At 38.6% G+C, this 25,240-nt stretch carries 25 protein-coding genes and 1 pseudogene; 24 read left to right on the top strand and 2 right to left on the bottom strand.

Annotated elements, in window-relative coordinates:
- The first annotated feature begins 30 nt into the window (after positions 1-30).
- The 16 genes and pseudogenes from F4694_RS18275 to F4694_RS18205 all read left to right on the top strand — a co-directional run bounded on the left by F4694_RS18275 (position 31) and on the right by F4694_RS18205 (position 15,745).
- On the top strand, positions 31-1,080 hold the full coding sequence (locus F4694_RS18275; RefSeq protein ID WP_257029299.1) for a TRAP transporter substrate-binding protein: 1,050 nt from the start codon (positions 31-33) through the stop codon (positions 1,078-1,080).
- Positions 1,081-1,123: 43 nt separating this feature from the next.
- Positions 1,124-2,224 carry an NAD/NADP-dependent octopine/nopaline dehydrogenase family protein gene (locus tag F4694_RS18270; protein ID WP_179600579.1) on the top strand — a complete coding sequence of 367 codons (1,101 nt, stop codon included), beginning with the start codon at positions 1,124-1,126 and terminating at the stop codon, positions 2,222-2,224.
- Complete coding sequence (locus F4694_RS18265) at positions 2,211-3,206, top strand: 3-hydroxybutyryl-CoA dehydrogenase (RefSeq protein WP_179600577.1); 996 nt, start codon at positions 2,211-2,213, stop codon at positions 3,204-3,206. The genes F4694_RS18270 and F4694_RS18265 overlap by 14 nt, the downstream gene beginning before the upstream one ends.
- Before the next feature lie 219 nt (positions 3,207-3,425).
- Positions 3,426-4,394: a ketopantoate reductase family protein gene (locus F4694_RS18260; RefSeq protein WP_179600575.1), complete on the top strand. Its 969-nt coding sequence runs from the start codon at positions 3,426-3,428 to the stop codon at positions 4,392-4,394.
- Between the two features lie 240 nt (positions 4,395-4,634).
- A complete protein-coding gene (locus tag F4694_RS18255; protein WP_179600573.1) occupies positions 4,635-5,126 on the top strand; it encodes a flavin reductase family protein in 492 nt (163 codons plus the stop codon).
- 180 nt (positions 5,127-5,306) lie between these two features.
- Entirely contained in the window at positions 5,307-6,506 is a 1,200-nt protein-coding gene (locus tag F4694_RS18250; RefSeq protein ID WP_179600570.1) for a dipeptidase, read from the top strand.
- A gap of 169 nt (positions 6,507-6,675) precedes the next feature.
- A complete protein-coding gene (locus tag F4694_RS18245) occupies positions 6,676-7,038 on the top strand; it encodes a hypothetical protein (protein WP_179600568.1) in 363 nt (120 codons plus the stop codon).
- Positions 7,039-7,549: 511 nt separating this feature from the next.
- Positions 7,550-8,863, top strand: a complete 1,314-nt coding sequence (locus F4694_RS18240; RefSeq protein WP_179600566.1) for an MFS transporter — start codon at positions 7,550-7,552, stop codon at positions 8,861-8,863.
- A gap of 371 nt (positions 8,864-9,234) precedes the next feature.
- Positions 9,235-9,990, top strand: a complete 756-nt coding sequence (locus F4694_RS18235) for an SDR family NAD(P)-dependent oxidoreductase (RefSeq protein WP_179600564.1) — start codon at positions 9,235-9,237, stop codon at positions 9,988-9,990.
- Positions 9,991-10,060: 70 nt separating this feature from the next.
- The gene (locus F4694_RS18230) at positions 10,061-11,185 is read left to right on the top strand and encodes an acyl-CoA dehydrogenase family protein (RefSeq protein WP_179600562.1); all 1,125 of its coding nucleotides are present in this window, start codon (positions 10,061-10,063) and stop codon (positions 11,183-11,185) included.
- A gap of 253 nt (positions 11,186-11,438) precedes the next feature.
- Positions 11,439-11,588, top strand: a complete 150-nt coding sequence (locus tag F4694_RS31795; protein ID WP_218895734.1) for a hypothetical protein — start codon at positions 11,439-11,441, stop codon at positions 11,586-11,588.
- 415 nt (positions 11,589-12,003) lie between these two features.
- Complete coding sequence (locus F4694_RS18225; protein ID WP_179600560.1) at positions 12,004-12,291, top strand: hypothetical protein; 288 nt, start codon at positions 12,004-12,006, stop codon at positions 12,289-12,291.
- A gap of 1 nt (position 12,292) precedes the next feature.
- Entirely contained in the window at positions 12,293-14,215 is a 1,923-nt protein-coding gene (locus F4694_RS18220; protein ID WP_179600558.1) for a XylR N-terminal domain-containing protein, read from the top strand.
- Positions 14,216-14,435: 220 nt separating this feature from the next.
- The gene (locus F4694_RS33070; protein ID WP_444875319.1) at positions 14,436-14,600 is read left to right on the top strand and encodes an IclR family transcriptional regulator domain-containing protein; all 165 of its coding nucleotides are present in this window, start codon (positions 14,436-14,438) and stop codon (positions 14,598-14,600) included.
- A 1-nt stretch (position 14,601) separates the two neighbouring features.
- Positions 14,602-14,944: pseudogene (locus F4694_RS33065) on the top strand (IclR family transcriptional regulator).
- 144 nt (positions 14,945-15,088) lie between these two features.
- Positions 15,089-15,745 carry a YczE/YyaS/YitT family protein gene (locus F4694_RS18205; RefSeq protein WP_179600554.1) on the top strand — a complete coding sequence of 219 codons (657 nt, stop codon included), beginning with the start codon at positions 15,089-15,091 and terminating at the stop codon, positions 15,743-15,745.
- Positions 15,746-15,801: 56 nt separating this feature from the next.
- Here the strand turns inward: F4694_RS18205 and F4694_RS18200 are convergent, their stop codons facing one another.
- Positions 15,802-18,219 carry a penicillin acylase family protein gene (locus F4694_RS18200; protein ID WP_179600552.1) on the bottom strand — a complete coding sequence of 806 codons (2,418 nt, stop codon included), beginning with the start codon at positions 18,217-18,219 and terminating at the stop codon, positions 15,802-15,804.
- Between the two features lie 330 nt (positions 18,220-18,549).
- On the opposite strand from F4694_RS18200, the gene F4694_RS18195 reads away from it, so the two are divergent.
- The 6 genes from F4694_RS18195 to F4694_RS18170 all read left to right on the top strand — a co-directional run bounded on the left by F4694_RS18195 (position 18,550) and on the right by F4694_RS18170 (position 23,327).
- Positions 18,550-18,948, top strand: coding sequence for a RidA family protein (locus F4694_RS18195; protein ID WP_179600550.1), 399 nt, complete (start codon positions 18,550-18,552; stop codon positions 18,946-18,948).
- 176 nt (positions 18,949-19,124) lie between these two features.
- A complete protein-coding gene (locus tag F4694_RS18190; protein ID WP_179600548.1) occupies positions 19,125-19,274 on the top strand; it encodes a hypothetical protein in 150 nt (49 codons plus the stop codon).
- 166 nt (positions 19,275-19,440) lie between these two features.
- Positions 19,441-19,683 (top strand): hypothetical protein, encoded by a 243-nt coding sequence (locus F4694_RS18185; RefSeq protein WP_179600546.1) that lies wholly within the window; start codon positions 19,441-19,443, stop codon positions 19,681-19,683.
- A gap of 196 nt (positions 19,684-19,879) precedes the next feature.
- Entirely contained in the window at positions 19,880-20,815 is a 936-nt protein-coding gene (locus F4694_RS18180) for an AAA family ATPase (RefSeq protein ID WP_179600544.1), read from the top strand.
- Positions 20,816-20,820: 5 nt separating this feature from the next.
- Complete coding sequence (locus tag F4694_RS18175) at positions 20,821-22,017, top strand: DUF58 domain-containing protein (protein ID WP_179600542.1); 1,197 nt, start codon at positions 20,821-20,823, stop codon at positions 22,015-22,017.
- On the top strand, positions 22,014-23,327 hold the full coding sequence (locus F4694_RS18170; RefSeq protein ID WP_179600540.1) for a hypothetical protein: 1,314 nt from the start codon (positions 22,014-22,016) through the stop codon (positions 23,325-23,327). Before F4694_RS18175 ends, F4694_RS18170 begins: the two co-directional genes overlap by 4 nt.
- Before the next feature lies 1 nt (position 23,328).
- Here F4694_RS18170 and F4694_RS18165 read toward each other — a convergent pair whose 3' ends face one another.
- Positions 23,329-23,748: a ribosomal maturation YjgA family protein gene (locus tag F4694_RS18165; protein WP_179600538.1), complete on the bottom strand. Its 420-nt coding sequence runs from the start codon at positions 23,746-23,748 to the stop codon at positions 23,329-23,331.
- A gap of 194 nt (positions 23,749-23,942) precedes the next feature.
- Here F4694_RS18165 and F4694_RS18160 point away from each other — a divergent pair, with 194 nt between their 5' ends.
- Together F4694_RS18160 and F4694_RS18155 are read left to right on the top strand one after the other, a co-directional pair.
- Positions 23,943-24,449: a GNAT family N-acetyltransferase gene (locus tag F4694_RS18160; RefSeq protein WP_179600536.1), complete on the top strand. Its 507-nt coding sequence runs from the start codon at positions 23,943-23,945 to the stop codon at positions 24,447-24,449.
- Positions 24,450-24,517: 68 nt separating this feature from the next.
- Complete coding sequence (locus F4694_RS18155; protein WP_257029298.1) at positions 24,518-25,222, top strand: DUF429 domain-containing protein; 705 nt, start codon at positions 24,518-24,520, stop codon at positions 25,220-25,222.
- The last annotated feature ends 18 nt before the right edge of the window (positions 25,223-25,240 follow it).

Here is a 25,240-nt window from a genome sequence, read left to right as displayed (position 1 = left end):
TTTCATAGATAAATAAGAGGAGATGAAGGTATGACGTATAAAAGAAAGTTTGGAATGAAACTAGCCTTGATATCACTAAGTGTAGCCATGGTTGCCTTTTTAGGGGCATGTAGTTCAAGCAGTTCTTCAGGTGGCGGGGATGGCGAAAAGATTACTCTATCTTATGCCTTTTTTGCACCAGATAATACATTTCCGGCTGTTCAAATGAAAAAATGGGCAGAGGAATTGGAGAAGAGAACCGATGGGAAAGTAGAGGTGGATATGTTTTTTGGTGGAACGTTACTTGAAGCAGATAATATGTTTGATGGAGTGGCTAATGGAACCGCGGATATCGGTTTAACCTCTACCACATATGAACCTGGACGTTTTCCATTGTTAGAAATTTCAGATTTACCAAATGGTTATCCGAATTCTGAAGTAGCTAGCCAAGTGATGGGAGATTTAATTAATGAGTATCCACCAGAAGCTTTGAAAGATTTTAAAATTATTACCACTTTTGCAACAGAACCTGCTTATATCCAAAGCACGAAGAGTATTTCAAAATTAGATGAACTTTCTGGAACTCAATTGCGTATTTCAGGTGCGTTAACGCCAGTGATGGAAGCACTAGGAGCAGCACCAGTGGGGATGGCGCAATCAGAAGTACCAGAAGCGTTGCAAACAGGGGTAGTAGATGGAAATGTTTCCTCTCGTGAAGTATTAAAGGATTTAAAACTAGCTGAATACGTTAAATATGTAACCGATTATCCTTTAACGATTAATACCTTTGTAGCTGTCATGAATAAAGATAAATGGGAAAGTCTTCCTGATGACGTTAAGCAAGTGATAGATGAATTGAATAAAGAAATGACCGTCTTCACAGGACAATACTTAGATGAACACACAGCAGAGTCCATTAAATGGAGTTCTGATACCGAAGGGTTAAAAATCGTACCTTTAACAGAGGAAGAAGCAAAACGCTGGGATGATAAGATTGAGCCGGTTCAAGAGGCAGCAGTGAAGAAAGCTGAGAAACAAGGGTTACCTGGTGAAGAATACCGAGACCGAATCAAAGAATTAGTCCAACAATACTCGAAGTAAGAAAGAAAATACCCATAATCAAAATATGAATGGAGGAAGTTAAATGAAGATTGCGGTTCTTGGTGGAGGAAATGGGGCTTATGCGGCAGCAGTAGATTTAACGGAACAACGTCATGAGGTCAATCTATGGAGACGAAATGAAGAAGCCTTTCAAATCGTATTGGAAACAAAAACGATTAATGTAAAAGACTTTAAGGGAAATAGGACGGTTACGTTAGCGAATGCTACGACTAATCTGAAAGAGGCGATTCAAGGGGTACGGCTCATTGTCATTCCTCTACCCGCGGTCACGCAAAGCTCACTTGCCAAACAGTTGGCACCGATTTTAGAAGATGGCCAAGTTATTTTCTTACCACCTGGAACATTCGGCAGCTACCTAATGTCCAAGGTTCTTGTAGAGGAAGGCTGTAAAGCAAATGTGATGTTTGCAGAAACAGGAACCCTGCCTTATTTAGCAAGAAAACACGATGAAGAAACGGTTTCAATTTCAGGACGCGGGACAAGGCTTCCAACAGGGGTCTTCCCTAGTAACCAAGCAGACTATGCCTTTCGGATTTTAAAAGAAGCCTTTCCTGCGATTGAAGAGAATCATGATGCTCTTGATGGAGCTTTGATGAATGCTGGACCGATTATTCACCCGCCACTTATCTTAATGAATGCAGGACCCATTGAACATTTTGATAAATGGGATATTCATGATGAAGGCACCCAGCCTGCAATTCGAAATGTTCATCGAGCACTTGATGCAGAACGGATCAGCATTCGTGAAGCATTAGGATATACGGCCCCTCACTTTCCGCTCGAGGATCACTATAATCATGACGGAGACGAGTGGATGTATGGAAACGGTGCACACGAGAAGCTCGTAGATGGACATGATTGGCATGAACCTCTTAATCTCTATCATCACCGCTATATGAGAGAAGATGTGGCATGCGGACTTGCTTTCCTTGTTTCCTTAGGTGAATGGTTAAAGGTTCCTGTACCAGTTGCGTCCGGTCTATTGGCTATTGCATCCAGTGTGTTAGGGGAAGATTTGCGCAAGAAAGGCAGAACGATGGAGAACTTAGGACTTTCTCATAAAACGGTAGAGCAAGTGAAAGAGATTTTGGAAAAAGGCGTGATCCAATATGAAATTAACTAATGGGTCCATTGCGGTAGCGGGGGCAGGAAGGATGGGGAGAGGAATCTCCCTTTCTTTCGCCAATCAAGGGTATCCTGTCACGTTGATTGATATTAAAGAACGAACAAGGGAAGAGTTTCTCCAGTTAAAAGAACAGGTTTATAACGAATTAAGGAATCAATCAGAGATTCTAGTCGCGACAAATGTAATAGCAAGAGAGTCCGTTGAGACCATTTTAAGTCAAGTTGAAGTCTGTTCGATGAAAGACCACAATCTTTCCTGGCAAAACTCAGATGTACTATTTGAAGCAGTACCAGAAATTTTAGAGGTGAAAAAATCCGTATTTGCCTCAATCTGTGAGATTCTGTCAGAGAATACAATCATTGCCTCTACCACTTCATCTTTTTCAGCCAATGATTTAGTTGAATATATTCAAGGGAAAGAACGATTTATGAATACCCATTGGTTGAATCCTGCTTATTTAATGCCGTTAGTAGAAGTAAGTCCATCGGAATCAACTAGTTCTGAATACTTGCAAAAAATGACCAGCTTACTTGAAGGCATAGGGAAAGTTCCTGTAATTTGTGCCCCTTCACCAGGCTTTATTGTACCAAGAATTCAAGCGCTAGCTATGAATGAAGCATCTCGTCTTGTGGAAGAGGGAGTCGCAACCGTTGAAGATATTGATAAGGCATCTACGGTAGGGTTCGGTCTCCGTTTTGCTATTCTAGGACTCTTAGAATTTATCGATTGGGGCGGTGCCGAGACGCTCTACCATGCCAGTCACTATTTAAAAGATTCGATGGGTGAAGAACGATTTGCTCCTCCAGAGATTATTGAAAATAAAATGAATACAGGCGAAATCGGGATGAAAACAGGGAAAGGCTTTTATTCATTTGAAGGGAAAAATATCGATGAATATCAAGTCGAAACCCTTCAGAAATTTGTGGATTTGCTGAAGCATCTAGGGTATCTGACAGATGTTAAAAAACAATACAACTAGAGAGATAGATTCCAGTGTAAAAGCCTATCTCGCCCCTGATACGTTGGACGAAAATATTAGCTTTGTAGCCGCATGAAACATGATCTAGTGCTTCGTTCGAAAAATATATGGTAGTGGATGTCAGTCGATAACCACTACTTCTTTTTGTTATTTTCTAGTAAAAAGTAAACGGAAGATTGTATACATAAAAATCGTTTGGTAAAAAGGAGGAACGATCAAATGAACATTGTGATTGTAGGTGCTGGAGCAATGGGAAGTCGTGTGGGTTCTGCACTTTATAAAAATGATTATCATGTACAGCTAATCGATGATTGGGAGGAGCATGTTGAGGCCATCCAACAAAATGGACTAATGGTAATAAATGAAAAGGGTAAGGAACAAGTCTACATACCAGCACATCTTCCGAAAGATTGTGCGGGGGAAGTAGACTTATTGATCATCCTTACGAAATCAACAAAGACAGAATCCATGATGAAAAGTTGTTTGCATCTGATATCAGAACGCACCCAAGTCCTCACTCTACAAAATGGACTTGGAAATATAGAGGTATTAACAAAATATGTATCCAAAGAACAATTATTTGTAGGTGTTACGACGTACTCAGCAAAATTGAGCGGACCTGGAATGGTTGAAGCGTTTGGTTCAGGAAAAACCGAAATCATGGATGTGACTGGCCAACAGAAAGAAGAGGCTGAACGAATTATTCAGATATTCAATCATTCAGCCATTCATGCAATCATTTCTGAAAATGTCATCAAAAGTATTTGGAATAAGGTGGCTTTTAATTCTGTGATGAATCCGCTTTGTACGTTAACGAAAAGTTCGGCTGGAGTGATAGGGACTTATTGCCATTTTTATGAAATCATAGATCCTATTTTAGATGAAATCATAAAGGTTGCGGAAGTAGAAGGGATAGAACTGAACAAAAAATATATTACCGAAACTATTATTGCTGCACTCAATCCTTCTATGTCTGGAAGTCATCTTTCATCGATGTATCAAGATATACAACGAGGTCAACCGACCGAAATTGAATATTTGAATGGTGCTTTGTTGAAGAAAGGAGAGCTTAATCAAATTCCTATGCCTTATAATCGTCTTCTTTATCTTTTAATAAAAATGTTGGAAAGAGGGAATGGGCAACCTGTTTTGCTAGATAAAAATACGGTAAATATGTCAACAAATTGAAACAAAAACTTTATCTAGTTAACGAACGATTAAGAGGATAAGTTACCTTACAATAAATAACACTATACTAATAGTGTTAAATAGAACGAGAAATTTAGACCGATTATGCTGTAGTTTGAATGTTCGGAATATTCTAGAATATTTATTATCGGCAGGATACAAAAAAGTTCATTTTTCGCGTGAATGATTGGATTGTCGTCATTATAGGAGTTTGAATAAGAAAAAAGGGGATGGGCTTTTATGGATCAAAGAGAATTTCGAAATACATTGGGAACATTTGCGACAGGAGTTACGATCATCACAGTTAAAGGCGAAAATGGAGAAAATATTGGGCTAACAGCAAATGCCTTTTCATCATTGTCGCTGGACCCGCCTTTAATTTTAGTTTGCATTGATAAGAATAGCTATAGTGTACCGGCGTTCCAAACCGGCCGTCCGTTTGTCGTAAATATTTTATCTGAGGAGCAGGAAAGTGATTGTTGGACATTTGCGAAAAAAGGCACCGATAAATTTGCCAATGCACAATACGAACTTTCTGAAGATGGAGTTCCGATGTTAAAAGAAAATCTATCAACACTTGTTTGTGATGTTCATGAAGTACTAGAAGGCGGCGACCATTGGATCGTAACGGGTTTAGTGAAAGCAATCTCTAGAAAAGAAGAGAAACAACCGCTTCTTTTCTATAAAGGGAAAATTTGTAGCATTTCTATTCCTGCGGCGAACAATCAATAATTTAATAAATGATCAAATTAAAAGAAATACTAGTTTAATAAGGTGAAAAATCTATATTTCTTCTTTTTAAAAGGAAAGTTATTAAAACCTAATCAAATGTGGACACTCCGAACCTAGTGGAGGCAACGGTTACATGAACAAACTGCAGGAAATAACTATTCACAAAGTGTGGGGATGATTATGACAGTAAAACATTATGATGGATACCGCTCATTTCAATATCTAACACCTGGCAAACACTATAAACCGTATCCTCTCCCTCAATCGGAAAGATACCGAAATACCTATGAGATGAAGCTTTCAGAATCGGAGGAACGTATTTTCAATACGATTCAAAAATATTATCCGATCGTTTCTCTAAGGGACCACGGATTTATAGTTCCCAAAATTCCGGATGATATCATTCCTTATTGCCGTCAGCTTCATACAGAATTTGATTATGAGGGCTTAGCCCGCTCTGGCATTGATGTTGTATTTGAGAATTTTATGGATGGAATCTCCATTATCACATCGCAAAATGGGCTAAAGTGGAACGATGTCATCTTAACCTTGGGGATACGTTATTGTGACATAGCCAAACAAGATACCGTCTTTCTTGCTAAAACATTTAAGGACTTACAGGAAGCGAAGGTATCAAAACGGGTGGCCATTCTACCATCATTGGAAGCTGCAAGTATTTTAGAAAATGAAGTCGATCGGGTAGATGTTCTATATGGCCTAGGGATTCGCTGCATGGGGATCACCTATAATGAAGCCAATACTTTAGGGTCCGGTTTAACTGAAAAATTCGACGGCGGATTAACGAAGTTTGGCAGAAAAGTAGTAGAAAGAATGAATACTCTTGGAATGGTTATCGATATCTCGCATTGCGGTGATCAAACAAGCCTAGATGTTATTGAAGCAAGTGAATCACCTGTCATGATTACCCATGCTGGAGCGAGGAAAGTATGGGATTCATCAAGAATGAAACGGGATGAAGTTCTTCTCGCATGTGCTGAAAAAGGTGGGGTTATCGGGGTTTGTGCTGCACCAAACACCACTCTTTCTTCTAAGAATCCCAATGAACATACCATTGAATCGGTTATGGAGCATTTAGAGTATCTAATAGATTTAGTCGGGATTGAACATGTTGGTTTAGGACCGGATACATTTTTTGGAGATCATGTAGCCCTGCAAGACGCTTTCGATTCGATGTTATCGCTTCATGAGTCACATGGGAATCAAGACTATGACAGTTCTCCTTTTGTCAAAGGATTAGAGAACCCAACTGAAGCCATGAGTAATATGATTAAATGGCTGATCAAGAAAAATTATAAGGTACAAGATATTGAGAAAATTGTGGGTGGAAATGCTCTAAGAGTTTTACAATCTATTTTGTAAAAAATTCTTGTTAAGAGTGGTAAAAGTGATAAAAAGTATAGTTGGCTATGGAAGAGGAGTAGTCTTAAACTTGTCTTAACTTTAGCTTCTGAGTCAACTTAGTTACGCTGGATCAACAATTGATATTAATAGTGAATTATTACCTGAGATAAAAGGGAGGAATATAAAAATGGCTGGAATTAAACACGATGCACCACAAGTACCATCACCACTTAGAGTAATGTTCTATTTTGAATCAACAGGGTGGTTTAACACAACGGGTGAGGAGAAAACAAATGAGATTCTACCTGTATTAAATGAAATTATTTCTTCATGGAGAGAGAATGGGTCAGAGTTACTTGGCACCATTGACCGAGATATTTTAACAGCTGGACATGCTGGAAGTGCTGGTTGGCATGCAAGTTTCCTTTATAATGTTCCAGATTTACAAACCGTTGCAGATATGACCAATTCATTCCGTGCAACTGGATTGGATAAGTATTTCCGTTTAGAAGCTGTAATTGGCAGACCGTTTTTCTTACTTGAAAAATAAGAAGACTAATTGGCGGAGCCCCACATGGATACATGGGGCTTCTCAATCCTGTCTATACCAATCTTTTTCCCTACCATTGTGAGGCTTGTAAGATCAGAGTCTGGTTTTCTATCATTCTACGAATCGTATAACGAGCCTGGGTAGGAAATACGCCGCCCGTTGGAGTTAACGCTTTTATCAACTCTTCTATCGTGAAAGGTATATCAAAGGAAATTTCAATTACAACTGTTTTAAAGGGACTGGGTATTTTATCGTTACATATACTAGAATTGTTCCCAACCTTATCGTATTTCCGCAGATCGTTCCTTTTTTAGTCTAAAGTTTGAAACCTACAATAAATGAAACATAGAACTTAGATCATGTTTTAAAATAAGAATAATGATAATAGGAAGGTTACGTTTATGAAAAAATCACAGGCTATATTTTCTGAATATTATCAGTATTTTTAAAATTAGTGGAAATTTTAGTAAAATTAAATATGTTGATGTTATATATTATTGGAGGTCAATTTATGGCTCAAAAGAACATGAAAGAATCAAAAATGTCAAAAAAGGCATGGATTGTCATTGCACTATTGTTTTTACTAACAGCTATCAGTAATGTTGATAAGGCCATTATTGGATTTGCATCGGTTCCGATCATGGAAGAATTAGAATTAACGCCGGAGCAATGGGGTATAGTAGGCAGTGTATTTTTTCTATTATACTCGCTTTCAGCAGTCTTAGGTGGAGCACTCGCCGATAAATTTGGAACAAGAATTGTTATAGCCTGTATGGTCGTGATTTGGTCTCTTGTTCAGTTTTCCACTATATTTGTATCAAGTTTCGCCTTTTTACTAATTACACGAATCATTTTAGGGATGGGAGAAGGGCCTTCCTATTCTTTAGCTGTGACGGCAGCATCCCAATGGCTGCCTAAGGAAAAACGCGGAATTGGTCTTTCAATCGTTTCCATTGGTAGTCCTCTTGGAGTAGCGATATCAGCTCCTATTTTAATGAATCTCATTGGAAATTATGGATGGCGTTCAGCTTTTATAGCTACCGGAGTTGTTGGAGTTATCTGGATGTCTGTATGGTTATGGGTCGTAAAAGGGAAGGCGGATTCAAAGGAAGAGTCTTCAGTGGTAAAAGACAACTCTGACCCATTGACACCCGAACAAGAATCATCAAAATTCTCATCTTTCTTGCTTTCGAAAAATTTCATTCTAATTGCTTTATGTGGCTTTGCTACGTACTGGGCGTTTACGTTGGGGTTGAACTGGCTTCCTAACTATATGGAGAATGTTCTTCAACTAAGTGCAGAGACATTACAAATCGTTGTAGCTTTGCCATGGATTCTCATCACGATATCACTACTAACATTCTCAACCATTTCTGACCGCCTTTTTCGTAAAACGAAAAGTGTCGTAAAAGGTCGTGTATTTGTACTTGGTCCTGTATTGTTAGCTGGGGCGGTCTGCTACTTTTTTGGATCTATGGCAAGTTCCAACTGGTTGGCCATTGTTTTATTATCCCTCGGTTTAACCTTTGGAGTTATTACAATCGTACTTGGACCAGCTATATTAATAGAACTGTCTCCTAAGAAACATCAAGGAAAAATTCAAGGATGGTTTATGGCGTTTACCTCATTAGGCGGCATCGTTGGTCCATATGTTACAGGTTACCTTGTAGAAAACTCTTCAAGTGCAGCAGCAGGATTTCATTATTCCTTCCAGATTTGCGCCTTTATATTGCTAATCGCTGGAGGACTTGCGTGGGCTGCAATTCGCCCGAAACAAGTAGAAAAAATAGAAATGAAGATTACCGATACAGTCCAGAATGCATAAACACAAAAAGAAGTTGATTATCACATATGATATGGTAATCAGCTTCTTTTTTCTCTAAAGGGATTTTTTCAAAATGATACTAATCATACTAAATTTTTTAGGATATTCAAACCTAATATGCAGTGGTTAGAATTTTCCAAATATTCTACTATTATTATAGAGATAAATAGAATTACTCTATGAAAACGTTTTAGCAGCTGATCTGATAGCGTGCCAAAATTCGGATCATAATACACGAGGATATCGTAATTGTATTGTAAATTTTATTCCGTCTTTTTGAAGGAATACGGAATCGCGTAAAAGATAGCTGCTAAGTATAGGATTCTTGCGGTCTATAAAATTTTCAATTTTTTGAAAAGGGGAGAAATTTAATGCAAATGAATGAACAAAGAGTCGCAATAGTTACCGGAGCAAATAAAGGTCTAGGTTTAGCTGTCGCCGAAAATTTCGTAAAAGAAGGAAAAAAGGTCGTTTTTGTGATCAGAAATAAGGCGAATCTTGAACAAACAAGACATCGGTTTCAACAGGAAGAATTACAGAAGCAAGTCATGTTCATCCAATTGGATGTATCTGACATTAACGGAATTAAAAGTGCTGTCAACGAGGTTTTAAACGAGTGGGGTAGAATCGATATTCTAGTAAATAATGCAGGAATCCGTTTTGAAACTCCAATAGAAGAGATCCATGAGGAAGAATGGGATCAAGTCTTATCTGTCAATTTAAAAAGCACATTCTTTTTTTCACAAGCTGTTATTCCTGCAATGAAAGAGAGAGGATGGGGACGAATAATCAATATGTCTTCAATTGGAGGGCAGGCAGGTCCACTAACTTCGGGTGCCCATTATTCTGCTTCCAAGGCAGGACAAATTGCGTTAAGTAAAGTCTTTGCTAGATCGTTAGCGCCTTATGGAATTACTGTTAATACGGTTGCTCCAGCTGCCATTCGTACACCAGAGATGGATAAAATGGATCCAGCTAAATTAGCCCAAATGGTAGAGACCATTCCACTTAGACGTGTGGGAGAACCGCGAGAAGTTTCAGATTTAGTTTCCTATTTAACCTCTGATACTGGTGGATTTACAACCGGAGCAACTTTTGACATTAATGGCGGAAGGCTTATGAGATAAGGGTGTTCTATAGAATTAAACCAATTAATCATTAGGTGAAACGATAGATAATAATGGGGAGGAATGAATCATGACTGTTAAAATGCAAAATCAAAACCAGATTGACCGTGTGTTATCCGAAATCCGCGCCAGACGAGACGAATTTGAAGCGAAGCGACATGTGCCTCGGGACATGATCGAGCAATTTAAACAATTGGGCGTCTATCGTGCTCACGCACCGCGTTGCTTTGGCGGTGATGGCTCCTCTCCTACGGAGTTCCTCAAGCTGATCGAGACCATCTCCGAGGCTGACGGATCTGCCGGATGGGTGGCGAGCTTCGGTTCTGCTGCAATCTACCTAGCGGCCCTTCCACGTGAAACGCTCGCATGCGTTTACGCAAATGGACCGGACGTGGCCTTCGCAGGCGGCTTATTTCCGGTCCAGCCTGCAGAGAAGGTCGAGGGAGGCTGGAGCGTGAACGGTCTCTGGAAGTTTGCGAGCGGCTGCAAGGGTGCCGACATTCTCGGTGTTGGTATTGGCACTGGGGAAGGCGGTAAGCCGCTTACTGCGGTGCTGAGACCTGAGGATGTGGAAATCGTCGAGAACTGGGAAGTGATTGGGATGCGCGGAACGGGTAGCCATGACCTTCGGGTGAAAGACGCCTTCGTCTCTGACGAATGGACCTTTGTCCGTGGCGGAGTGCCTTCTATTGATGAGCCGATCTACCAGTATCCATCTATCGCTTATGCAGCACAGGTGCTGGCGGTGGTCAATCTTGGCATAGCCCGTGCTGCGCTTGATGAAATTTCTCAGATGGCAGGCCGTTCTAGCATCACCGGTGCACCAAAGATGGCCGATCGTGCTTACTTGCGAGTTGGCGTTGCAAAGGCAGAAGCATCTCTAAGGTCGGCGCGTGCTTTCTTCTACGAGGCCACTGATGCTGCTTGGGAATCAATCCTAAAGGGTGACGGTGTCTCTGCTGAGCAAACAAGCATGGTGCGTTTAGCAGCGGCACAAGCTGCTCGTGAAGGTGCAAGTGCCGTGCAGACAGCCTACATGCTCGCTGGCACCTTAGCAATCTACGACGGGCACCCACTGCAGCGCTATCTACGCGATGCAATGGTCGTAACCCAGCACGCATTCCTTAACGAAAGTATGTATGACGGCGCTGGATCAGTATTCCTGGGCGTACAGCCGTTTCGCGGCTACATTTAATTCTGTCGATCATTACCTGGGTTCCTACATTACTAAATAAGACTCTGTTAACTTCATTCAGCATTCATCCCCCACTTTTATTGGCGGGGGATGAATGCAAAGAAAATATTCTAACTTGCGTGGAGGTTCTAACCCCTGCTGAATAAAATGAAGCCCTGTCGCCATATAGAAAAGAAAGGAAGTTATCGAAATGTCCCTGACCATAGGGTATATAATTGTTATATTCTTAGCAGTGCTAGACATTTATTACAGTATGAATCTTAGTAAAAGGAAAAAGGCCTATATTTATACCCCATTTGAAGCAATGTCAGGAATCTATAATGATATTCATGAAGTAGTGCTAGAATCGGATAAAACAAATAGTACCCATTTTTCGGATTCTTCTATACTAAAGATCCTCTAAACAACGAAAAACAGACTCCTTATCTATAATAATATAGAAAAAATCTACTCACTAAAAATTAATTCCTAACAAATCCAAGCCTGTAGGCCTTTCAAATGCTGCAGGTTTTCCTTTTAACAGGGTACTTTTTGTATATCGTAATCATACAAAAAATTTTCCCATATATCTTGTTATAAATAGAAAAAATTCTAATGTGTATTATAAAATGAAAATAAGCACTATATTAATAGTGTTAAAAGAGTCATAATATTCAGACCTAATATGTAGTGGTTTTAATTTTGGGAATATTCTATTATTTATTTAGAAATCATATTAGGAGAACCAGTTGCTGTTTCTAAATCACAAAAACGCTGTTCCATAGGACTTCATTAAATAAAACGGCGTCTTTTCAAAGTATAGAGTTGGAAAAAATAACATGAGCCCAACCAACAGTATTGTGAAAGAATCCTTACTTTTAAAACTTCCTGACAAAGCCTTCTTTGACCTATGTCATGAACTCTTTGGAATTAATAGAGGGGTATACAATGTAATAGATCATTGGTTTTATCATCATGGTTATCAAGATATTGAATCAAGACCTGATACAATCCTCAGCTTTTTAGATTATCTGCGAAAACACAAGATTTATAAGTTTGGCAAAGGAGGAGTAAAACATAACCTTGAATTATTTACAACAAATCAAAAGGAGAAAGAGGTAGGTTGATTTGACAACTACTAATAAAGACAAGTTAACAAACATCTTTTCCTTTTTCAATCATGGGGGAGATCATTATTTTAAAGAAAAGAGAATGGTCATTTCAAGTACTGATGCATGGGGGGTGCTAAGGAAGGACCTAATTGACACGTTAGGAATCCAACGCGCAAAAAGGTTTCTTCTTCGCTACGGATGGAATTGCGGAAAAAATGAGGCAAGGATGCTAAAAGATTTGGTGAACTGGGAAAGTGACTTAGAGTGGCTTGTGGCAGGTACGCAAATGCATCAAATTGGCGGACGTGTCCTTTCTTATCCTGAGCACTTTGAGGTTGATATGGAGAAAGGAACGTTTGATGTTTCTGGGCACTGGATTGATTCGTATGAAGCCAAGCAGCATTTGCAGCATTATTCTTTGCACCATGAACCTATCTGTTATTTTCTTATCGGTTATGGAGGCGGCTATACTAGTGAATGCCTTGGAAAAAAGGTTATTTTCAAGGAGATGCACTGTGTAGGAAAAGGAGATAAACAATGTAGCTATGTCGCAAAAACGGTGGAAGAATGGGGTTCTGAAATTGAAGATGAAATCATTAATTACGAGGAACAAGACATTGCTGATGAACTAGATATCGTGTATCGCCGTGTCGAAAGACAAAGTGAAGTCCTACATGTTGGGACGTCTATAACCAAGAATCTAACGTCTGCTCTACTTCAAGGTAAGGGGATGGACGATTTCGCAAAAATGCTAGCAGAAGACTTAAGCATGCCGGTTCTTATCCAAAACCAATATTTCGATTACATAGCTCATTACTTTGATGAAACCCGTCCACATGTACAGCAGTATAATCGGGAGAAAATCCAAGACTTTATTGAAAAACAGTTTTCGAAACATGTCTTGACTGAAACCGAGCCATTTGAAATCGGGCCTGATCAAAATCTACTAATCTCTCCTATTATTATTCAAAATGATGTGTACGGTTATATTTCTATTTATCGGGAAGGGGCGCCATTCGGGGATGCTGAGACAGACTTTCTAGAAAGGGCCGCAAGCATTTGTGCAGTAAAAATGTTAAATGAACGGACTGCCATTCAAACCGAGGAGAGAATGAAGGGGGACTTGCTGGAGGAACTCTTTAAGGGTGAAACAGACCCGGACAATATCATTAAGCGATTCTCTTATTTTGGCTATAACATAAACAAGTCTCAATATGTGTTAACAATTGAATTCCCAAATCAATCACTATTCCCATACCTTGAGGAAAATACCCAAAGCAAGGCTAACAATGTCTCGAAGGAATTAATGAACTTTTTTAATCGAGAAGAAACTTACTATCAGACAACCTTTATTAAGCTTGAAAAGTATAGAAAAGTAACCGTTTTAATTCCAAATGAGTACCTTCAGAAGAAAAAAATCGGTATAAAGCAATTTGCGCAGCATTGTTATGAATTGCTGCAAAGGAATGATGGCACACCCCCAATCTATATAGGGGTAAGTAAGCTCTGTTCAGACGTGGGGCAATATAGTAAGCGATTTAAAGAAGCCAATAAATCCATTGAGGTAGCAAAGGCGAAAAACCGGTTAATGAATGTATCCAACAGTAGTGTCGTTCATGCGGATGAATTGGGACATATCATGATTTTGCTGGATGCTAGGAAACCGGAGGAGTTATTGGAGTACGCTAATGAGTTTCTATTTGATCTAAAAACATATGATGGGAAAAATTCCACAGAACTCGTCAGGACGCTATACTATTATATTGAAAATGAATGTAATCTTCATAAAACAGCAAGAGAAATGAATGTTTCGATTAGCGGAATGCGCTATCGCATCAATCGCATCGAAGAATTAATTCAAGTGGATTTGTCGAAGGCGTCATCAAAATTTGAGATTCAGATTTCTTTACAAACATATATGGCCTTTAACCTTTTGTAAAAAATTAAATTGAGGTGTAAGTAAGATGATGATCAATTCGATTAACAATGCCGTGAACATTATCGAGTGCTTCTCCGTAGAGAATTCTGAGATGGCGTATCTGAAATTTCGTCCTTATTACAGATGGATAAGAGTACGATCATCACATCATCAAGACTTTGCACAGTTAAGGAATTCTCGTCAGGACGCCGAATAGAAAATATCGCTTAAGCCCAGGCTGTTGGGCTGCGAGAACCTTGTCTCTAGGCAGTACAATAAGTTTTATAATGCATCACCTTATTTAGATGAACTGATGAGAAAAACAAATGAGACGGTCCATCTAGCCGTTCAGGAAAATGATAAAGTCAGCTATCATGCTAAAGTAGAACCAACGAAAACCGGTTAAAATCAAAACATCCATTGGTACGCATAAACCGGTTTACTGTACCGGCTTAGGAAAAATTCTATTAGCTAACCAACCTGACCGTGACAATAGTAAAATCTACGATATTCCTTTGCAAAAATATACAGAAAATACGATCACAAATCATGATGATCTCATTAGAAAGTTAGAAAAAACGTCAAAGCGGGGATATGGCGATCGATAATCAGGAATTTGAGGTAGGCCAGTTTTGTTTAGCGGTGCCAATTAAAGACTTTATGGGAAACACCGTTACAGCGATCAGTATTGCCGGCCCGGAGTTTCGCATCTACAATCGTGAATTGGATTTTTATCTCACCTCAAATTGATTGTCAATAAAATCTCGGAATATTGTGACCTATGATTATTTTTCATTACTCTCTATCCATAACTTCTATTTTATCTTGAAAAAGTAGAAGTTTTTTTGTTACGTCTCTTTTTTTAAAATGAACTTGTTATAAGGAGTGATGTCATTGGTTGTTAACAGAAACATTCGAATTCGCTTTTCCTTCTATATGATTGGCATTCTGCTGCTTTCCTTTGGCATCAGCTGCTCGGTAAATTCCCAGCTTGGAGCTGCTCCAATGCCTTCATTACAGGTCGGTCTTCAGCAAACAATTGGACTAACGGTAGGCAGCTGGGAGTTTATTATTGGTGCCATATTGGTCACGATTATGGCCATTGTACGCCGAAGCAGACCCGATATCCTGGCCTTTTTAACATCCTTTTTGACCGGCTTAAGTATTGATATGTGGCTTTATGTCACGGAACAAGTCTATATTCCCGAACAATTACCCGGTAAAATTTTGTTCCTTTGTTTTGGGTTACTATTCATTGGCTTAGGCGTATCGCTTTATTTACAAGCAAAATTTTCGCCTGCACCGCCGGACGGAATGATACTTCTTCTTGAGGAAATTTGGAAGATGAACCGTTCTACCTCAAGGACATTATTTTCACTAGCAGTCGTCACGCTCGGCTTCCTTTTCAGCGGGCCCGTCGGCATTGGAACGTTCATTATGGTTGTTTCTCTGGGACCTATTGTTGCCTTTTTCTATCCTAAAGTAGAAAAACTATTTATCAAGTTAAAATATGACAATCAATTGATTCAAGCGTTTCATAAAGAAGGATGAATAAGATGGGTATCGCGAAAAAACACAGGATAGGATCCTGTGTTTTTCATATCGCTCTATTTTTTAATTTCAAGTACTTTAGTACTCACGGCGTATTTTTCCACATCCTGCTCTGTAAACAAGACAGGTTTATATTCCCAATTTGCAAACAGCTCGATTTGATCTTCATAATGTGTATGCAATGTACCGTCCTTTTTGATAAAACCAATTTGACCTGGAGGATTTACATTGACTCCATTAGGGCCATTTTTGGTTAGTTCGATATAATGGTTCTCACTACCGCGGTTTGCTTCTAGTAATTTTGTTTCGGATCCGTATTGCGGAAGGCCGACTAATGAAGTATTAGTAAATACCATCATCCGTGCCGGTTTCAACCAGGTGCTTACATGTGTTCCGTGCTCTTCCTCGAGCTTTTCAAGCGCTTGATCTAATGCTGTAAGCAATAATCGGTCAGTGTCTTCATTCAGCCATTGATAATTTGTTTTGAGCGGGCCGTTACTTCCTCCCAAAGCTCTTAACGTAAGACTTGACCCATACCGATGATCGATGATCCCTTTTAACGAAGGATAAGCATCCCCAAGCTGAGCTTTGTAAAGATTATCCACGACAATCGGCCACCATGCTTCAAAAATCGTTAATCCTGGGCTGTCATACATACCATCTTTATTGTTATCTTCGTTTAGATTGTTCCAATCCTGAAGGGCTTCATAAACTTCCTGATATCTTGGGTCATTTGTTTTTTCCAAAGCTTCCATCAGCATCGGTTTAAACCATTTTGTTCTTAAGTTAACATAGCTTGCATGATAGTTAATATCATCAATATCGTCTACTGTTAACTTGTCCTTAGCGTTGACTAAATCGATAAACTGCTGTACGCGGTGATCTTCACCCCACATAAAGCTTAATTCACCATTCGTCCAATTTGAATCAGGCCTGTTATTCCAGTTAACAATATAGCCGGTTTTCGGATTAATGGCATAGGGGTGATCTTTTGTTTTGATGAATCCTTTCCACTCATATTCGCCTGTACCTGGAGTTGGAAGTCTTACATCTACTCGTTCATCACGAATCGGATATTTTCCTGTATAAAAATGACCGATATTTCCTTCCTTGTCTGCATAGTACCAGTTGATGCTCATCGTCATTTCTTGTGCTTCTTTATGAAACTCTTTAATAGTATCAGCCCAGTTCGACTCTAAATAAGCGGACCAGCTTTGTGCTTCTGTTCCACGGAAGGACCATGACTTACTATAGGCAGTGTTATTTTCTTTATCCAATAACGTTACAGGACCATGAACCGTGCTGTAAAATTCTTTAGTCACTTCTTTAAGTTCGCCATTGTTGTCCTTATACGTAAAGGTTTCGACTCTCTTTTCCATATCCAACCATTTACCCTTATATAAGTATTGATATGGATTTTCTGGGTTTAATGTTTCTACGAAAATATCAACTAAGTTCCCAACTCCATAGGTGGAGGTAAAAGCATAGTATTCTTTCGTACCAAACATGATAATCGGTAGTCCGATCAGCCCGGAACCTTCAATATCAATTCCTGGAGCATGTAAGCCTACTTCATACACTGAACCTGGGGCCGAGAAATTGTACTGTGGTCCACCCATCAGCAAGGCATTGCCTGTAGCTGATTTTTCAGGACCAATCACAACCGCGTTGCTGCCAATTTTCAGCGGAAGTCCTAACTCTTCTGAGGCTGCAACGAAATCATTGCGCTTCTCTGTTACTGTTTCAGATGCTCTTTCAATACCCGGAAACTGCTGATTGGCAGCTTTTTTTGTATCCTTTTTAACAGGATTGACAGCTCCTTCATCCGGCAGAGTACTAGGTGAGGCAGGGTCATTTTCCCAAAAAATATCGTCAAACATTTTTTTCGCTGCTTCAGGGCCATATTGTTTTTCCAATTGAGCTAAAATCTTAGCATTTTGGATTTCCTGCTCTGAATCCATAAATACCCCCATAGAGGACATGAACAACCTTAATACATCCACTTCTGTCCAAGCTTTAGGTGTTACCTTGTAATCATGAAATTCTTTTGACAGCTTCTCGTCTGGATCTTTAAATGCTTCTTCTACATACAAAGAGATACCTGCTGCGAAGTTACGGATGACCTTTTTTGAGAATCCATCCATTTTTGTAATCATCTTTTGGACCTCTTGATCTGTGTAGCCATCTCTTCTCATTTGTTGATCCCTGGCTAAAAACTTCTCCCCAAAGACTTCAGCTACCGTCCCATTATTCCCCCGACGAAACGTTTCCAGCTGAAACAACCGATCCTCAGCCATTACATACCCATAGGTAAAATACAAGTCCTCGTTATTATTGGCATAAATATGCGGGACACCATAATTGTCGCGGACAATTTTGGCTGTTCCTTTTTTCTGTGAATCCGCCAGTACCGGAGTAATGGAGGCTAACAACAGAACAAAGGTTAAAAATAACGTTAGGCCTTTTTTGTGCATTTTCATCTTTGCTCCTTTCAAAATGGATTAAAAAATGGGCTAAGATCATCTCTTAGCCTTCTCGAACCGTTCATTCTAAATTTTCTGAAATTTTGGTTCGCCTTATGAATTATACGTTAGGTCATTTTAGTAAACAATGTATGTATGGGTCTAATATTTACCAATTTCTATACGATTCGTACATCTGGTCAAATTATTTTATGAAAATCATATGAATGAAAAAGCAAGGATTCATTCCCCCTATTTGAACAGATGTGCCAGCATTAGATTCTAACACAATAATACAGAATAATGTAAATTTTCCTGCAGAATCTGCAGGATACAAGCAGAATGAATTTTCTGTCTAACCATTTAGCTCAAGTGGATTATGCCTATGCTAGTCGGGTTCCAGCAGGAATGGATCTATTATTTTTAGCGGGGGCCTGTCCACTAACAAAAGAGGGAATTGTACCTGAATCTAGTGATTATGAGCTACAGGCTAACCTTTGTGTGGAGAATTTGAAAGAAGCATTAAAAGAATGTGATGCAACTTTAGAAGACATCGTTTATACAAGAATTCTTGTTGCTAGTCAAAACCAGGCTGACTTAGTGACAACATGGGAAACCATTAGAAAAGAATTCGGTGATCATGATGTTCCAAGCACCTTATCAGGGGTAACCGTATTAGGATATAAAAATCAATTAGTGGAAATCGAGGCAGTGGCTGCAGTTGATAACCATACAAAGTAATCATGAGGGGACTTAATTTTTTGAGTCCTATTTTTTATACGTGATATTCTAATATTTTCTAATTATTCTCTATTATTTTCCTATTCCGCCTATTTTGTAAGCGCTTTTATGTGAATAGATTCACATGTATAATAAGGGTATAAGAAATCCATTAACCGTAACTGGAGGAAATCAAGATGTTTACAGAACTTTTTCTTGAATTCAAAAATTGGTGGTTTGGCGAGTCAATGTATAATGAAGAGATAGAAGAGTTTGAACGGATTGAATCCAAGCATACAAGAGTTCATCATGATGAGGATGTTTTTGAAATCATTCGAGTACATTAAACTAAATTAATTTACGTTCTAAAGAAGACATCTAGTTTAGAAGTCTTCTTTTTTTACATTCTGAGATTGAATAATTCATAAACTGTTTGATTTTAGAATGATTGAATTCCCTATTCCCATGCTATTCTTAATTCACAAAGTACTATATTTAATGGAGGGTTTTAAAATGAGCTGTGGTTGTTCATCACATATTAGAGATGGAAAAGACATCGTCGATCATGTAAAAAGTAAAGGGAAAGAAAACTTTTCACCTGCAGTGGCGCACGAGATTACCTGTGAGTGTGGAGAAACCTTTACGTTAGAAACTGTAGTTATGAATTGCCCCAAATGTGAAATGACTTATGCTGTAACACCTTGTGGGTCAAACGATATCAATAACATCAAGCTTGCTGGTATAAAATACGCTTAGAGAATAATTTTGTCTATCAAACTGGCGGACTCTTTCCTTAGAGTCCGCCTTTATTATTAATAATAATCGTAGAAATCGAAGAATTTAAATATTTCCAAAATTAGCGGAATAGATTTTAGTAAAAAGTAACTGTTTATTTTTTTACATAAAAAATGAATGCTCATTCAATCATTATGAAGGTAGTAGGTGGCTATATATGAATCACGTCAATAGAGTAAAGTCAGAAATTTCAAAGGTAATGGTGGGAATGGATCGGGAGGTTGACCTTCTCACTATCTCTCTCTTATTTAACGGACATATATTGCTAGAAAGTGTGCCAGGCACCGGTAAAACGATGCTCGCTAAATCATTTGCGAGCAGTATTAATGGCGTCTTCTCAAGGATTCAATTTACCCCAGACGTCCTGCCAAGCGATGTAACCGGGATTCAATTTTTCAATCCAAAGATACAGGAGTTTGAACTTCGAACCGGACCAATCGTGGCAAATATTGTTCTTGCGGATGAAATTAACCGCGCTACACCAAGGACTCAATCCAGTTTACTTGAAGTAATGGAGGAGCGGCAAGTTACGATTGATGGAATTACGGTCAAAGTAGATGACCCTTTTATGGTCATTGCCACCCAAAATCCGGTTGAAGCACAGCAAGGAACATTCTCACTTCCTGTCGCACAAATGGACCGTTTCTTTATGAAATTGACAATGGACTATCCAAGCCTTGAAAGTGAAAAGGAAATTTTAAAGCAAGCACGAGGCCTTGGGAGCAGCCAGAAAACAAATGCTGTTTTAAGTCATGAAGAAATTCAGAAGTTGAAGGAAAAGGTACAAACGATCAAAATCAATGATACAGTTGAATCCTATTTACTTCAAATCGTAAGACAGACCAGACAGCATCCTGAAATTGATCTAGGTGTGAGTCCACGTGGGGCATTGGCGTTAATGAAGGCTTCACAAGGTCAAGCATTTTTAGGAAATCGAGAATATGTGGTACCTGAAGATATTAAACAGATGGTTCCCTATGTGTTAGGACATCGAATTATTTTATCAACTGAGGCGTCTTTTACAAAGTCTCCTGAACGTGTACTAAAGGAAGTATTGGAAGCCGTCCCAGTACCCGTAGAGATGGGCGCTTAAGTATAATGGGATGGAGTAAGTATAGTATTGAGAACAACTATCTGCCTATAACAGGAGCGTTTGCATTCTTTTTATGCATTGCTTCTTTTTTCTTCCAATCCTGGCTGGTCTTTTTTGTTGGCGTGTTTATGATCCTCCTTATTTACTTCAATCATTTGTATATGAGGAAAGTTGGAGAGGGTTTACTCTTTAATAATAAGAAGGTAAGAGGGAAGTATTTTCCTAGTGAAGATGGTGCATGGGTACTCGAATTTCATAATACAGGTGTGCCCATCATGAAGGCAAAGCTAAGTGTTAGCTTCCATGATTCTGTCACACCACACGATCAACGTGCAATTAAGAAATCATCTATCTATGAGGTTACAGTCCCATTTTCAATCAGCAATCGTCAAAAAACAAGTGTGACCATTCCATTTACAGCTGAAAAAAGAGGTGTTGCAAGGATTCGAAAGATTGAGTTAATGATTCCACACTTCTTTGGTTTTGGTGAAACGGTATTAGAGAAGGAGTTTCATTCCATACAAGAAGCGCTTGTTTATCCGACTACATTGGTCGTAAACAATAAACATACGCTACTTACCACCAAGCAAGGCGAATCTCCTGTTCCTCATTCCCTTTTTGAGGATACGCTTTCTCCAGCGGGAACACGAGAATACCACTATTCAGACAGTTTTAATAGAATCCACTGGAAGGCAAGCGCACGAAAGCAATCATTACAAACGAAGATCTATGATAAAGTGACCGAGAACGGTTGGAATATAGCAATTAATACAGGCGATGACCGCTTTGTTACCAATAATCTAGAAGAAATTTTAAGTTGTGTTGCAGATTTAGCCTATTTTTATGTGAAACAGAATATCCCATTCTCCGTTTGTATCAATATCCGTCATGTGGGTTTAACACCTTTTTATTATATTATGCCGGGTACTGGCAGAGAGCACTTACAAAAGGTATTGGAAGCGATCGCTCATATTGATGTACAGACCTCTGTTTATCCTTTTGAAAAAATGCTGGCCTATTATGACAGTCATTTAGAATCGCAGCCGTTTTTCCTGCTTGCAGGACCATACATTCCCGAAAAAGGGGATATCCTCAAGAAAATCGCCGAAAAAGGAACAGGTATTTACGAACTTATCGTCAATGAACATAATGCTTCAATTGTTAAGAAGTCATTCTCGCAAAGAAGGGAGATGTCTTCATGAAAAACAATGTTTGGTATTTGGCTTATTATAAAACGATTGAGATTTTGATTGGAAGTCTTGTCTTCGCTTTTTACTATTTATTTCAAGGACAGGAGATCCCATTTCTATATTATCTAGCCGTCTCCATCCCATCTACCTATCTCTTTATTTTCCTGATTCATACTTACCGGGAGAAGAGTAGATTGTTATTTTTTATTATTGTCTTCCCTTTGGTTGTGGTCGGCGGGTTATGGTTGAACTTTTCAATCGTGTTTGTTTTAGTATTGTCGATGTTGATTTACTGGAGAACCACGATCATGAATAGTGATAGGGAAAGAGTGCAAACGGGCTTATGGTTGTTTTTGAACGGTTTCTTGGGCTTTATTTTACTCATTATCGCTCATATCCAAGACTATCCTTATCAAAACCCATTGATGATCATCATCATTTTAAACCTTACTTTTATTGTGGTAGGTGGATTTTTGATGAACTGGTTATCGGTAGTTGAGAACAAACAAGTAAAAAAACTCCTGCTTAGAAATTTTCTTTCGATCATGGGTATGATGATGGCTATAAGTCTGCTTGTTGTCACCTTTAGGGATGTCCTTAAATGGTTGGTTGGTTCAATCCTAAAATTAGTTGTATTAGCAGCATCCTTTTTTATGTCTCCCATATTTAATTGGGTTGAGAATTATGAACTGACAGGAGAAGCGAATCCGTTTGCTCAAATTCAAAACGCACAGTCTGAAGTGGAGGTTGAGAGTACTAGTTTGATTCATGATCAATCAGCACTGGCTTCAAAAGTGGATTTTGATTTTACGTATTTGTACATTGCAGTATTGATGATCCTTTGTATTCTAGTATTTATTTTCCTTTATAAGAAATTCCAAGGAAGTACTGAAGTTTTGGATTCTTCCGAAAATGGATTTTATAGCTCATCTTTTGATGAAGGCGATAAGGATACCCGTTCTTCCAAAAATAAAAGGCATGGGGAACTGCCTTCCTATCGTGTCCGTAGAGAAATTTATAGACTGGAGAAAATGGCTGAAAAGCTCCAACTTGGAAGATATTCATCGGAAACGATAGGGGAATGGTTTAGTAGAGTAGGAGTAAAAGAGGATGAGCTCATCCAATCAGTCTATTATAGGGTTCGATATGGAAATCAGATTGAATCGGATGAGGAATATCGATTATTTTTAAAAAGGATTGATACAAAGAAAGCAGAGCTGAAACAGATTCATAAATTGCTATTAGAAGAGGGTAAAATCGAATCGAAATCACGTGTGAAAAACATTATTAAGGGATTTACATCTAGGACAGAAGAACATTGAATTATTTGTTCTTCTGTTTTTTTATGATCATTATACGATCCAATGTGGAGGCAATGACAATTCCAATTGTATAGCGAATTAAATCTACTGTAAGGAAGCCTTTACCAAGTATCAACGCTCCAAGTATAGTTCCGCGAATCTGATTAATCCAATCCTCTTGATAAAGCTGACTGAACTCGATACCGAAACTAAACACAAAACTGAAAAAGACGGCTGCTACCATACTTTTTTTCAAAAATAAAAACCGGAAGCCGAAATAAACCATCATTGCCCATAGGACATCACCAGCATTCTCTGCTAAATAGGAGAATAATAGATGACTGTATTTTCTAGAAGCCAGTCCAAGTAGAATTGTTATTATAACAGCAATAAAATAAGTTGGTCTCAATGGATTATTATGAGAATCATTTATAGAAATCATTGGCAGCACCTTTATTACAAAGTATAATCTTCATTATATTAACACTTTATTTGAGTATACAAGAGATATCTACACACTTTATGAATATTTCTACACAAACTCATTTGATATCTACACACTTTTTGAATATTTCTACACAAGTTCATTCGATATCTACACAGTTTTAAATATATCTACAAATTTTTCCGATAGAGGTGTTTAATGTGCTAAAAATTGAAGAAATTAAATCGATCGAGTCCCATATAGTTCCGCTCTCTGAACTATTGGTAAAAGTGGTGGATGACGGTGCATCCATTGGTTTTTTACCGCCTATGAAGCTATCAGTTGCGAGACAATATTGGCAAACTGTAATAAATCCAGATGTCATTTTATTTATTGCGAAAATAAATAATGAAATCGTTGGAACCATCCAAGTTCATTTGTGTACCAAGCAGAACGGTCTTCATCGAGCTGAAATTGCAAAGCTAATGACAGGTCCCACTGCTAGACGCAAAGGGGTAGCCCGTGCATTAATGAAAGTTGCGGAGGAGCGAGCGGTAAGTGAGGGAAGAACGTTACTTGTCCTAGATACAAGAGACGGCGATCCCTCCAATCATCTCTATCAATCAATTGGATTTATTCCTGCTGGGAAAATTCCTAACTTCGCTCTATCAGGTGAAGGAGAACTAGATACCACTGTTATTTATTATAAAAATTTATAAAAAAACTATAAATACTCCAAATTTCACTAATATCCTGTGAGTTTAATTGTGACGTTTGGAGAAAATAGTTGAAGATTATAAAAAGTAGCTTAACGCTGAAAGCGGGATTGTTCATGAGAGTGGTAGGTATTGATTTATCGGGGCCTAGTAATCATAAAGATACAGTTTTATCGTTATTTGAAAAACAGGAAAGGGAATTGAAATTTCTTAAACTAATGAAAGATGTAAGTGATTTTCAAATATTAGAAGAAATTGAGACTCAAAGTAAGATCGATGAAGTGATCATTGGAATCGATGCCCCCTTGTCCTATGAGGATGGCGGAGGTGATAGACAAGGCGATAAGCTTCTAAGACAATTTATTATTTCATTGGGAATGAAATCTGGATCCATCATGCCTCCGACTTTTAATCGAATGGTCTATCTTACTTTGAGAGGGATTAAACTTACAAGAGAAATTGAAAATATGAAAACTTTCAACCCAATATCTATTGTCGAAGTTCATCCAGGCGCTGTCATCGGTTCAAGACTTCTTCATGAAGATAAACAATATGTATTGGACTACAAACAGGATTTATCTGCGAGAACTTTTATTCGAAACTGGCTTGGAGAGCAACATTTAAAAGTACTGCCTGCATTTATAGATAAAGAAAGTCATACAATTGATGCATGTGCAGCTGCCTTAGGAGCTTGGCATTGGAAGGATCCATTGTTTGCGCCAAAATGGCTGCTTCCTGCAAATCCTCCACTTCATCCCTATGACTATTGTTGTTAATCAAACTTAAGGAGGACA

It is taken from the genome of Neobacillus driksii, assembly GCF_013409995.1.
Taxonomy (GTDB): Bacteria; Bacillota; Bacilli; order Bacillales; family Cytobacillaceae; genus Neobacillus; species Neobacillus driksii.
The sequence above is the reverse complement of the archived record's forward strand: the minus strand, read 5'-3'. Positions and strand labels throughout refer to the sequence as shown.